The organism is Humibacter antri, from assembly GCF_054777235.1.
On sequence record NZ_BAAHAW010000021.1, the window covers coordinates 294,995 to 307,140 of the forward strand.

General features: G+C 67.3%; 8 protein-coding genes. 5 read left to right on the top strand and 3 right to left on the bottom strand.

The window, feature by feature from the left end:
- The first annotated feature begins 168 nt into the window (after nucleotides 1–168).
- Complete coding sequence (locus ACYVDK_RS10515; RefSeq protein WP_460521408.1) at nucleotides 169–1,626, top strand: DEAD/DEAH box helicase; 1,458 nt, start codon at nucleotides 169–171, stop codon at nucleotides 1,624–1,626.
- Between the two features lie 69 nt (nucleotides 1,627–1,695).
- On the opposite strand, the gene ACYVDK_RS10520 is transcribed toward ACYVDK_RS10515, so the two are convergent.
- Entirely contained in the window at nucleotides 1,696–5,256 is a 3,561-nt protein-coding gene (locus ACYVDK_RS10520) for a discoidin domain-containing protein (protein ID WP_460521410.1), read from the bottom strand.
- A gap of 155 nt (nucleotides 5,257–5,411) precedes the next feature.
- Nucleotides 5,412–6,281, bottom strand: a complete 870-nt coding sequence (locus ACYVDK_RS10525; protein WP_460521412.1) for a PHP domain-containing protein — start codon at nucleotides 6,279–6,281, stop codon at nucleotides 5,412–5,414.
- Nucleotides 6,282–6,376: 95 nt separating this feature from the next.
- On the opposite strand from ACYVDK_RS10525, the gene ACYVDK_RS10530 reads away from it, so the two are divergent.
- Nucleotides 6,377–7,924 (top strand): aminopeptidase P family protein, encoded by a 1,548-nt coding sequence (locus tag ACYVDK_RS10530; RefSeq protein ID WP_460521414.1) that lies wholly within the window; start codon nucleotides 6,377–6,379, stop codon nucleotides 7,922–7,924.
- Nucleotides 7,925–8,110: 186 nt separating this feature from the next.
- Here the strand turns inward: ACYVDK_RS10530 and ACYVDK_RS10535 are convergent, their stop codons facing one another.
- Nucleotides 8,111–8,869, bottom strand: a complete 759-nt coding sequence (locus tag ACYVDK_RS10535) for a YflT domain-containing protein (protein WP_460521416.1) — start codon at nucleotides 8,867–8,869, stop codon at nucleotides 8,111–8,113.
- Between the two features lie 61 nt (nucleotides 8,870–8,930).
- On the opposite strand from ACYVDK_RS10535, the gene ACYVDK_RS10540 reads away from it, so the two are divergent.
- From ACYVDK_RS10540 to ACYVDK_RS10550, 3 genes are read left to right on the top strand one after another with little or no spacing between them, the layout of a single operon-like run.
- Complete coding sequence (locus ACYVDK_RS10540) at nucleotides 8,931–10,250, top strand: magnesium transporter MgtE N-terminal domain-containing protein (protein WP_460521418.1); 1,320 nt, start codon at nucleotides 8,931–8,933, stop codon at nucleotides 10,248–10,250.
- Nucleotides 10,237–10,845 (top strand): DUF1003 domain-containing protein, encoded by a 609-nt coding sequence (locus tag ACYVDK_RS10545; protein ID WP_460521420.1) that lies wholly within the window; start codon nucleotides 10,237–10,239, stop codon nucleotides 10,843–10,845. Before ACYVDK_RS10540 ends, ACYVDK_RS10545 begins: the two co-directional genes overlap by 14 nt.
- Nucleotides 10,826–12,004, top strand: a complete 1,179-nt coding sequence (locus ACYVDK_RS10550) for a P-loop NTPase (protein WP_460521421.1) — start codon at nucleotides 10,826–10,828, stop codon at nucleotides 12,002–12,004. Before ACYVDK_RS10545 ends, ACYVDK_RS10550 begins: the two co-directional genes overlap by 20 nt.
- The last annotated feature ends 142 nt before the right edge of the window (nucleotides 12,005–12,146 follow it).

Genomic DNA, 12,146 nt, shown 5'->3' on the forward strand with positions numbered 1-12,146 from the left:
GGGCCGTGAGCGAGCTCACGGCCCAGCCCCTCAATCGCCGGTAGACTGGTCTGGCCGTCGGCGCAGGATCGACGGCCACCGTGCCCTCGAAGACATGATCAACCGTTCGGGCGCGGCCACGCGGATCGACCTCGATCCGCCTCATCACCTTCGACAGGCAGACAACACGTGACGTTCTCCGATCTGAACATCGATGCCGACATGGTGCAGGCACTCGCTGCACAAGGCATCACCGAACCCTTCCCCATTCAGCAGCAGACCATTCCGCTGGCGCTCTCCGGCCAAGACATCATCGGCCAGGCCAAGACCGGCACCGGTAAGACGTTCGGCTTCGGGCTCCCGCTCATCCAGCGCCTCGGGCTGGACCCTGCTCCCGGCGTGCAGGCACTCATCGTGGCGCCCACGCGAGAACTCGCCATCCAGGTCGCCGAAGACCTCGAACTGGCGACATCGGGCCGCTCCACGACGATTGCGTCGATCTACGGCGGCAAGGCGTACGAGGGTCAGATCGAGCAGATCAAGGCGGGTGCGCAGATCGTCGTCGGCACGCCCGGCCGCCTACTCGATCTTGCCGGCCAGCACCTGCTCGACCTCTCGCACGTGCGCGAGATGGTGCTCGATGAAGCGGACCGGATGCTCGACCTCGGCTTCTTGCCCGACGTCGAGCGACTCTTCTCTCTCACCCCCGCCACCCGGCACACGATGCTCTTCTCGGCCACCATGCCTGCGCCGATCGTGGCGCTGGCTCGCCGGTTCATGACACGCCCGATCCACATCAGGGCATCCGATCCCGACGAGGGCCTCACGCAGGCGAACATCAAGCACCTCATCTACCGTGCGCACGCGCTGGACAAAGACGAGGTCATCTCGCGCATCCTGCAGGCGGACGGCCGCGGCAAGACCGTGATCTTCACACGCACGAAGCGCGCGGCGGCCAAGCTCGTCGAAGAACTTGCCGACCGCGGATTCAACGCGGCCGCCGTGCACGGCGACCTCAGTCAGGAACAACGCGAGCGCGCGATGAACGCGTTCCGTGCAGGCAAGCGAGATGTGCTGATCGCCACGGATGTCGCCGCGCGCGGCATCGACGTGATCGACGTCACGCACGTGATCAACCACACGATCCCTGAGGATGAAAAGGCCTATCTGCACCGCGTCGGCCGAACGGGTCGCGCCGGCAGACAGGGCACGGCGGTCACCTTCGTCGATTGGGACGACCTGCACAAGTGGGCGCTCATCAACCGGGCGCTGGACTTCGGTCAGCCGGAGCCGACGGAGACCTATTCGTCCTCGCCGCACCTGTTCAGCGACCTCGGAATCCCGGAGAACGTCAAGGGTCGACTCAAGCCCACGCCTGCGCCGAAGGGCGACCGCCCGCGCGGCCAGGCCGACGGTGGTGCTGAGGTTCAGACATCCGGTTCCGAGGGCCGGTCGCGCAACCGCCGCCGCACGAAGAACAGCTCGGGCACGCAGACCGCCGTTGGCGCGGATGCCCAGGTCGCCGGCGAGAAGGTCGCCACCGGTACGCACGACGGTCAAGGTCATCAGCATCACGACGGCAATGCGGCACCGGGCCGTCGTCGCCGTCGTCGCCGACCCTCCGGCGGCGCCCCCGCCGCGCAGTAGGTAGCCCTTTCGCTGCAGCGAGGACTGATCCGCGGGGCGGCGGGCGCTTGACCCGCCGCCCCGCCGCGGTCAGTACGCTCCGAGATCCTGCCAGGGTCCGCCTCGAGTACCAGGCTTGTCATCACGGCTCCACCATCTGGCGCGCCAGAGATGCCCGTTGAAGGCCACGAGGTCACCGTCGCCGTAGATCCACGAGTCTGTCCAGCGCGCAACTCGACCTTGCGACGTGGTGACGGGCTCGCCGACCTCTGACCATGCGCTCCACGGGGAGGCGCCGGGAACCTGGTTCCTGGTGTACCACTGCGCAACGAAGACGCGATCCTCGTAGATGACCCGTTCCCCTGCTCGATAGACCGTCGTGGCCTTCCAATCGGGATACGTCACCAGCGACGCGATCGCTCCTTTCAACGCTGAGGCCGCCGCATCGAGCTGGTACTGGAAGGGGAATGGCGCGTCGTCGGAGCGCTGCGCTGTGGCAAGTGCGGCGGGGAACGGTCTCCAGCTGTCCAACGTGTAGTGCGACTCCGGCAGGGCTTTCGCCGCCGCGATGAGGTCGCGGAGCGCCGTGTGATCGGCGGTTGGCGCACCGAACACCTGCAGGTCCGCGAGCTGCATGAGAGTGCCGTCTCTGGAATTGCCGCCGCTGCGCAGCTTGCTGCTGATGACGCGAACGAATGATGCCGACACGGGGGTGTCGAGCACGAAGTCCCGCGGCGCTGCAGTGCTGCCATCGTCGCCGGTGACGGACGCCACGGTCGTCCAGTCACTACCGTCTGCTGACAGCTGCACTCGGTAGTCGACGGCGAAGGCGCCGATCGCGTACAGCTTGATGTCGTTCACATCGAACGGTGCGCCGAGAGCGACAGCCGCCCATTCGGTGGCATCCGGAGAGGAGTGCCGCCCGACGTCGCTCGTCCAGCCGTTATCGGTCTTGCCGTCCACGAGGAACTTCGGAGCCCAGCCCCACTGCTCGAAGCTGCTCGGCGTGGTCGATGACACCACCACCGTTCTGCCGAGCGCGACATCGTCTCCGGCCGAGTACGCGAGGGGCAACGGTATCGAAGGGGGCTTCGGGGGCGCAGCCGTCTTGCCGTCGTCGTTGTAGACCTCGATCTCTGCGAGGCCGGCCCGGTATCCGTCGCCCGTTTCGTTCATCGCCAGCACCTGCACGCGCACGTATCGTGCCGTCACCGTCGAGAACGACAGCGTCGAGGCACCGGATGCCCGTCCCTGCCCCGTCTTCTCGGCGACCGTCGTGTACGTCTTGCCGTCACTGGAGACCTCGATGCGGTAATCGCGAGGGAAGGATGCGCCGTAGTCGAGCAGGTTTCCGGCGGGATACAGGTCGACGCGGTCAACCGACTCAGCCCTCCCGAGGTCGACGGTGAGGTGCGCCTGCGCCGACGAATCGGTGGCGGGTGTCGCCCATCCGTTGGTCTCGGTAGCTCCGAACCGCACGCCGTCCGTCGCCTGGGCGGCGGACCACCCCGCCGCTGAATCGACTGCATCCGTGGTCGCGAACGCACCGGCGGCGAGGTTGACGTCGTCGGGCGTCGGTCGCTTGTCGTAGTCGTATCCTGCAGGCAGCTCGTAGAGCACCGATTCACCCTCGTCGAGGTGCAGTGCCAGGTCTCCGCCTGAGAACGCCACCGGCTCCGGCTTGCCCGTCTTCCTGCTGACCGTCTGCAGCGAGTCGATCGCTTTGTCGAAGCCGAGAGTCGTGTTGATCGGCTTGGTGAAATCATTGTTCACCACCATCAGATAGTTGCGCCCGGTCTCGCGATCGCGCAGATACGACAGTGTGAGATCGTCACCCGCCGGTGCGTGCACGAAGAAGTCCGACGGAACGGCGGGGCGACCCCAGGTCTGACCGTTCAGGTACACCTCCTCGGCGTCGAGCTTCATCAGTGTCGGGCCGAGCGCATGGATCTCGGAGTTCAACTCCTGCACCGGTTGGTAGAGGTCGGTCTTCTCACCGGTCGGACTCATGATCGCCTGCGTGAAGTTCTCGCCACGGTTCGTCGGCGTCCACCAGGTGAAGTACGAGAGCTGCTTGTACCCGTACGCCATCGCCATGTTCGCCTCGTAGCGGATCTCGGTCGCGTTCGTGCGGCGATAGTTGTTCACGACCCCGACCGATTGCAGGTAGGTGGCCGTCTTGGCCCCGGTGCGCAGACCCACCTGCCGCACAGCATCCATGTTGCCGAGGAAGCCCTGGTAATCAAGGCTGTTCGCAGTCCAACCGAACGGATAACGGTCGTACATGAGGTAGTCGCCGTTGCCCACCAGATCGACCCAGCTCTGCATCGCCGCCGCCGCCGCTTGGTCCGAGCCGTATGAGCCGCTCGGCAGAAAGTTCAGGTGCGCGTAATAGTCGGGTGCGGCGGCCTTGATGTCCTTGTACGCGCGAGCAAAATCGGCGGCGTTCGAGGGTTCGTCGTCCACATAGAACCCGCCAACGCCTGGCACATCGGTGTAGTCGTTCGCCATCGCCGTGATCTGGTCGTCCGTCATCGTGGCGAGGTTCGAGGACCGGTCGTCGGCGACACCGATCTGGATGCCGTGCTTGGCAGCCAGCGCAGCCAACGCGAGTTGCGTGCTCTTGGCCGTCAGGTCACTCGTCGGAACCGTCTGCAGGTAGTCGATACCGCCGTCGGCCAGGTTTGCCACTTGTTGGTCGTTGACGTACTGCTCCGTCACTGGCCAGAAGGCGGTGATCAGGAACTTGTCACCGGGGCGCTCGATCGTGTCCTTCACTGTCACCGGAATACTCACAGTGCGATCGATGCCGGTCGCGGCGAGCGTGATCGTGCTCGTACCGGGTGCGACGCCGGTGACCATGCCGGCCTGATCGACGGTCGCGACAGCCGAGTTCGACGACGACCACTGCACCGGCACCTGGCCGGTCGCCGAGCTGGCGTGGAACGGCAGGTGGTCGACACCACCCGTCTTCAGCAGAAGCGCCGGCTTGTCGATCGAGAGCGTCACGCCAGGTGTGCCGAATGCCGCCAGCTCGGAGAGCTGTACAAGATATCCGTCTCCGCCCGGCGGACCGCCGCGTTGTTCGACGTCGAGGCGAACCGTTCGAGCGGTGACCGGGGTGGGCGGATCGATCACAACGGGCGCAGTGGGAGCGCTCGTCTGGGTCAGCGCCCTACTGAACACAGGAGTGCCGGAGTCGTCGAGGAGTTGAAGGGTGTAGGCAGCCGGGAAGGATGCTCCGTAAGACCCATCGCTGCGCGGGAACAGCACCACGCGACTGATCGCCACGTTGGTGTTCGCGGTGACGTCGACCCGTGCGGGGGTGGCGGAATCGGCGACCTTGTCATAGGGGCTGGTGCTCCATCCGTCGGGTGCGCCCGGCGCCGACAGCACACCGTCGACGAGCTTCGCGGCGGCCCACCCCTCGGTCGGCATCTCGTACGAGGACGACGCCGACACGGATGCATCCTCGATCACGTCTGTGGTGCCAGGCGGGGCGAACGAATCGATCGATGCGAGGGCAGTGCTCGTGCCCGCGTCGTCGGCAGTACCGGCTGCGCTCGCGGCGGAGGTCGGCGCAACCGCGGCGATCGCGAGCAGTGCGGCTGTGAAGACTCCCAGTGCGTTGGTGCGGCGGTGCAGACGCATGGCGATTCCTTGTCGAGTTCGGTGGTTCCTATGACGATCGTGAGAATTGCTCCTCACCTATCTACACGAGCCGGCCCGAAAATGAAACGTTTAAATCAGAATGATCACTTTTCTGCGCATTCGTCATCCGACATTCGACGCGCGAGCGCCTGCGATCAGACGGTGCGAGTCAGATACGCCGACTCGGCGAGTATGCGCCCCAGCGCCTCGGGCGTCGTGGTGTGCTCTCCCAGCCGGTTCGGCTTGCCCGCACCGTGGTAGTCGCTGGACCCTGTGAGCACGAGGCCATGACGGTCTGCGAGGCCGCGAAGCGCGAGCTTGCCATCTTCGGTGTTCTCCCTGTGGTCGAGTTCGAACCCGGCGAGCCCCGCGTCGATGAGTCGCTGCAGATAGAAGTCCTGAATGATCCCGTCGCGGCCCCTGGTGGCAGGGTGCGCCAGCACGGGAACCCCACCGGCACCTCGGATCAACCGCACCCCGTCGAGTGGAGTGGGCGCGTAGATCGGCTCGTAGTAGCCGCCGCGCGGATGCAGCAGCGTCGCGAAGGCCGCCGATCGGTCGGGCACGACGCCCCTGGAGACCAGTGCGTCCGCGATGTGCGGCCGGCCGACGGTCGCACCGGGTGCTGTGTGCGCGAGCACATCGTCCCAGCTCAGGTCGTAGTCCAAGGCCAACCGCGCGACCATCGTCTCGGCGCGGCTCCTGCGCCCCGCTCGAATGCGTTCCAGCTCGGCCGTCAACGGCTCATCGGCCGGGTCGAAGAGGTAGGCGAGCATGTGCACGCTCTTCCATCCATAGCGCGTGGAGAGCTCTATGCCGGGAATGAACGTGACGCCGACTTCGGATGCCACCCGGGCGGCATCCGCCCACCCCGCGGTCGAGTCGTGGTCGGTGAGCGCTACGGTGCCGAGCCCCGCGCCGGCGGCGGCCCGCACCAGTTCGTCTGGCGACTCGGTGCCGTCCGAGACGCTGGAGTGCGTGTGCAGATCGATCGGGGCCCTGAATTCCCATGGGTCGTCGGCCATCCCACCATCGTATTGCGACAGCGTCCATCGACCCGGCAGGTGCGGGCATCCGGAAAGACAGGGCGCACTCGGGTGCACGCGAGAGAATGAACCCCATGTCCGACACCGCCACTTCCTCGACCGAAACGGCTGCGACCACAGGGTCGGTCGCAGCCTCGACGACGGATGCACCGACGCCGCGCGCGACGCAGAACCGCTCGACCACGCCGGCGTCATCCGCCTTCGCCGAGTACATCGGCGCAGGGTGGGCGGATCGCGACGAGACGGTTCCGGGGCCTCGGGATGCCGTGGCCTCTGCCGCCGCGCATCGGCAGGCGATCTCCCGCAGGCACCCGAGCGCGCGCCTCATCGTTCCGGCCGGGCGGCTGAAGCAGCGCTCGAACGATACGGACTACCCCTTCCGCGCGCACTCCGCGTTCACGCAGCTGACAGGGTGGGGATCGGATGCCGAGCCCGGCAGCGTGCTCGTTCTCGAGCCCGCCGAGAACGGTCACGTCGCGACCCTGTTCTTCCGCGAACGCGCCGGGCGCGATTCGGACGAGTTCTACGCCAACCCCGAGATCGGGGAGTTCTGGATCGGTCCTCGTCCTTCGCTTGCACAGGTGGCCGGCGACCTCGCGCTGCCCACCCGGCCCATCGCCGAGCTGCGGGAGTTGCTCGACGACGGCGACGACGCGACGCTGATCGTGCGGGAGGCGGATCCCGAGCTCACGACAGATGTCGATGATCTGCGCCTTGTGCGAGCGGACGATCATAACGGCGACGCGTCCGCCGAAGATGCGGATGACGAGCTGGCGCGCGACCTTTCCGAGCTGCGCCTCACGAAGAACGGTTGGGAGATCGCGGAACTGCGCGCGGCGGTCGCGGCTACCGCCGCCGGTTTCGACGACATCGTGCGGGAACTCCCCCGCATCGCCGAGCACGAGCGTGGCGAACGCGTCATCGAGGGTGTGTTCAACGCGAGGGCGCGGCTTGACGGCAACGCCGTCGGCTACGACACGATCGCCGCGGCGGGCCCACATGCCTGCATCCTGCACTGGACGCGCAACAACGGGCCCGTGCGCCCCGGCGGTCTGGTGCTCATCGACGCGGGCGTCGAGGTCGACAGCCTTTTCACCGCCGACATCACGCGCACCCTGCCCGTGAGCGGCACGTTCACGCCGACGCAACGGCTGGTGTACGAGGCGGTACGAGAGGCAGCGGATGCCGCGCTGAACATCGTGCGTCCGGGCATCCGCTTTCGCGATGTGCATGCAACTGCGATGGAGGTGATCGCCCGTCACGTCGCCGAGTGGGGCATGCTGCCCGTCACCGCCGAAGAGGCGCTGCAGGCCGACCAGCAGCAGCACCGCCGCTACATGGTGCACGGCACGAGCCACCACCTCGGACTGGACGTGCACGACTGCGCACAGGCCCGCCGCGACTTCTATATCGACGGCGAGGTGCGCGCCGGCATGACGTTCACGATCGAGCCGGGCCTGTACTTCCAGCCGGACGACCTCACGGTTCCAGTTCAGTTCCGCGGCATCGGCGTCCGCATCGAAGACGACATCCTCGTCACCGAGTCCGGAGCCGAGAACCTCTCGATCACCATCCCTCGTACTGCGGACGACGTCGAAGCCTGGATCGCCCGGTTGCGGTAGGCCCATCCACGTCGCCGACTGCGGTAGGCCCATCCACGTCGCCGACTGCGGTGGGCCCATCCACGTCACGTGGCTACGGCAGCCCGTTTTCCAGTCGGTCGCACGGTCTGCCGGCAAACGCAGGGTCTGCCGGAGGGTGCGCCCGAAATCGTGCGGCCGATCGTGCCTTCTCCGGCGCAGCGCGCGTCAGCGCTGATCGTCCTGGGGCGGCTCCCCCGCTCGCTCCCCGTACCGTGGGGGCTCCCCTGTGCGTTCTCCGTACCGCGGCGGCTCACCGGAACGCTCTCCGTACCGCGGCGGCTCGCCGTCCTGCGACACATCACCGCTCGAACCTTGGCCGTGGTCCGGTTGGGCGGAAGGTGTCGCAGGCTGCGCCGGAGGCGGATCGGACGGATGCTCGCCCGGCGGCGCGAACGTCGGTCCGGCGTCGTGCCCGGCCGGTGCTGAGCCACTGCCGATGCCCTCCGGACCGAGCAGGTTTCGTGCCCGGTTCGCCAGCTCGGGATCAACGATGATCGAGTAGCTCGTCGCCAGCACCTGCGTCAGCGACGTGTAGTCACGGCGGCGACGCGTTATCGCATACGACACGAGGCCGAACAATATGCCGAACCCGGCGCCCAGCAGCAGCGCCGCCAGCAGCACGCCGAAGCTCGTGGCCGGACTGAAGATGAACAGCAGCAGCCCGAGGAAGATGCCCAGCCATACACCGGACGCCGCACCGGCCGCGGCGACTCTGCCCCACGTGAGCTTGCCGGTGACCCGTTCGACAGTCTTCAGGTCGCTGCCCACGATGGACACCTGCGCGACCGGGAAGTCCGACCTCGCCAGTACGTCCACGGCGCCCTGCGCCTCCGGGTACGACTCGAAAGTCGCGACCACCTCGCCTCGCGGCACGGTCGGCGATGCTCCGCGCTGACGCCCGCCCAGCGGGCCCTGGCTGCTCATGCGGCCATTGTTTCATGCTCCGCGACAGGGCCGCCGAGGGCATAACCCTTAAGGTTTACATGTGAGTGCAGCACGCGTCTTCGTGGCCCGGCTCGCCGGGTGCACAGTCTTCGACCCAGCGGGTGACCGCGTGGGCAAGGTACGCGACGTGCTCGTGGTCTACCGCAAGAGCGATCCGCCACGCGTCGTGGGTCTCGTCGTCGAGATCCCCGGCAAACGGCGCGTGTTCGTCTCCATCGGCCGCGTCACCAGCATCGGTGCCGGCCAGATCATCACGACCGGGCTCATCAATGTGCGCCGTTTCGAGCAGCGCGGCGGTGAGGTGCGGGTGATCGCGGAGATCCTCGGACGCACCGTCGACTTCAGTGACGGCTCCGGCCCGGCCACGATCGAAGACGTCGCCATCGAGCAGTCCGCGCCTGCCGAGTGGTCGATCTCGCAGCTCTTCGTGCGCCGTCCGAAGACGAGCGCGTCGCCGTTCGCGAAGGGCGCGACGGCCTTCGTCACCTGGAGCGATGTGCGGGAGCGGCCGGCGAAGGGCGAACCGCAGTCCGCCGAGCAGCTGATCGCCACCTACTCCGAGTTGAAGCCTGCCGACCTGGCCAACACCCTCCTCGACCTGCCCGAACAGCGCCGGCTCGAGGTGGCGGGCGAACTGCCCGACGACCGCCTCGCCGACGTGCTCGAGGAGATGCCGGAGAGCGACCAGATCGAGATACTGTCCAGCCTCGACGACGATCGCGCCGCCGACGTGCTCGATCAGATGCAACCGGACGACGCTGCCGACCTCGTCGGGCTGCTGCCGAGCGACCGTGGCGAGCACCTGCTCGGCCTGATGGAGCCCGAAGAGGCAGATGACGTTCGCATGCTTCTGAGCTACGAGCCGGACACCGCGGGCGGTCTCATGACGACCGAGCCGATCATCCTCTCCGCCGATGCCACGGTCGCAGAAGGGCTCGCGCTCATCCGCAAGCAGGAACTCGCCCCGGCACTCGGCGCGGCCGTCTGCATCACGCTGCCGCCTTACGAGCCGCCGACCGGGCGCTTCCTCGGCCTCGTCCACTTCCAGCGGATGCTTCGCTACCCCCCGCACGAGCGGCTCGGCACGATCATCGACCAGACCCTGGACCCCGTCACGGCGAACACGTCTGCGGCCGAGGTCTCGCGCATCCTGGCCAGCTACAACCTGGTCTCGGTGCCCGTCGTCGACGACAACTACCGACTCGTCGGGGTGGTGACCATTGACGACATCCTCGACTTCCTGTTGCCCGACGATTGGCGAAGTCACGACGAAGACGCCGAGCTGCCCGCAAGGCATTCGGCGGCGAACGTCCGCCCACGTAACAGCACGGGAAAGAGGGTGAGTGATGGCACGCGCTGACAAGACCGTCGCACGATTGGATGCCCCGCTGGGCCTGCGGACCCCGATGCTGCGCCGGAGTGGAACAGGCGGTCGCGACTCGTTCGGCCGCTTCTCCGAGGCGTTCGCGCGGGCGATGGGCACCTCGGCCTTTCTGATCGGCATGACCATCTTCGTGACGGTCTGGCTGGTCTGGAACATCGCCATGCCTCGCTCGCTGCAGTTCGACCCGTCGGTGACCAATTTCACCCTTCTGACGCTCATGCTCTCGCTCCAGGCGTCGTATGCCGCACCGCTCATCCTGCTGGCGCAGAACCGACAGGATGACCGCGACAGGGTGCAGATCGAGCAGGACAGGCAACGTGCCGAACGCAACCTCGCCGACACGGAATACCTCGCCCGCGAGGTGGTCGCGCTGCGGTTGGCCGTGAAAGACATGGCGTCGAAGGACTTCATCCGTGCCGAGTTGCGCTCCCTGCTGGAAGAACTCGAGCGCGACCGCGATGAGCGCGTGCGCGATGAGACCGGCGAGTCGGCGGACGAGCGGACGGATGCCGAAGCCTCCCGTGTTCCCGTGTCCCGCCGTGCGACGCGCGATGAGCCCACGCGTGGATGACGCCGCCGATGGCGTGCGTTCGGCTCTGGCGCGCGTCATCGATCCGGAGATCCGCCGGCCGATCACCGAGCTGGGCATGGTCGGCGAGGTGTTCGTGGATGCCGTCGGGCGGGCATCCGTCGGCATCAAGCTGACGATCGTCGGATGCCCGGCCGCCGACACGATCGAACGCGACGTGCGCAAGGCGGTCACCACCGCCCCCGGTGTGACCTCGGTCGACCTGACGCTGTCCGTCATGACGCCGGCCGAGCGCGCGGTGCTCACCGAGCGGCTGCGCGGATCCCGTGGCCGCGTCAACCCGTTCACGGCGGACTCGCTGACCCGTGTGTATGCGGTGACGAGCGGCAAGGGCGGGGTCGGCAAGTCGACCATCACGGCGAACCTTGCTGTGGCGCTGGCCGAGCGTGGTCTTCGCGTGGGTCTCGTGGATGCCGACGTGTACGGGTTCTCGATTCCGGGCATCCTCGGTCTCGTCCACGACGGCATCACACTGCAGCCCACCCGGGTCGACGACATGATCCTGCCGCCGGTGGCCTACGGCGTGAAGACCATCTCCATCGGCATGTTCCTCGACCCGGCCCGAGGCCAGGGAGCGTCGACCGCCGTGGCGTGGCGCGGTCCGATGCTTCACCGCACGATCTCGCAGTTTCTCACCGACGTGTACTTCGGCGACCTCGACGTTCTGCTGCTCGATCTGCCGCCCGGTACCGGCGACGTCGCCATCTCGGTGGGACAGCTTCTGCCCGGTGCCGACGTGATCGTCGTGACGACGCCGCAACCGGCCGCCGCCGACGTCGCGGTGCGCAGCGGCGTCGTCGCCAGACAGACGGGCCAGCACGTGTTCGGCGTGATCGAGAACATGGCAGGACTCCCCCAGCCCGACGGCACGGTGCTCGAGCTGTTCGGTTCGGGAGGCGGGGCTGCGGCCGCCGCACGTCTCTCCCAGGCGACGGAGGGCGAGGTTCCGCTTCTGGCATGCGTTCCGCTCAGCGTCGCCCTCCGACAGGGCGGCGATACCGGAGAGCCCATCGTGGTCGCCCACCCGGATGACCCTGCAGCGGTCGCGATCGTGTCGGTGGCCGACCGCATCGCGTCACGTCCCCGTGGCCTGGCTGGCCGCTCATTGAACCCCAGCCCGCGCAACAACTTCGCGGGCTGAGGTGAGCGAAGTCCGGCACGTCCATCACAAGGTGCGCCGGACAACGCACGATCCGCCGGTCCGACCGCCTAGCTGTACCCGGCCATCAGGTTGGTTGCAGGCGGCTGATGGGTGGTTTGCCTCCGAGTGCACTGTGGCGTCG

Excerpts from the sequence above, each read along its gene's own strand:
- ACYVDK_RS10545 (WP_460521420.1), top strand. The coding sequence starts at position 10,237 with ATGGCACGCGCTGACAAGACCGTCGCACGATTGGATGCCCCGCTGGGC.
- ACYVDK_RS10530 (WP_460521414.1), top strand. The coding sequence starts at position 6,377 with ATGTCCGACACCGCCACTTCCTCGACCGAAACGGCTGCGACCACAGGG.
- ACYVDK_RS10550 (WP_460521421.1), top strand. The coding sequence starts at position 10,826 with ATGAGCCCACGCGTGGATGACGCCGCCGATGGCGTGCGTTCGGCTCTG.
- ACYVDK_RS10535 (WP_460521416.1), bottom strand. The coding sequence starts at position 8,869 with ATGAGCAGCCAGGGCCCGCTGGGCGGGCGTCAGCGCGGAGCATCGCCG.
- ACYVDK_RS10520 (WP_460521410.1), bottom strand. The coding sequence starts at position 5,256 with ATGCGTCTGCACCGCCGCACCAACGCACTGGGAGTCTTCACAGCCGCA.
- ACYVDK_RS10525 (WP_460521412.1), bottom strand. The coding sequence starts at position 6,281 with ATGGCCGACGACCCATGGGAATTCAGGGCCCCGATCGATCTGCACACG.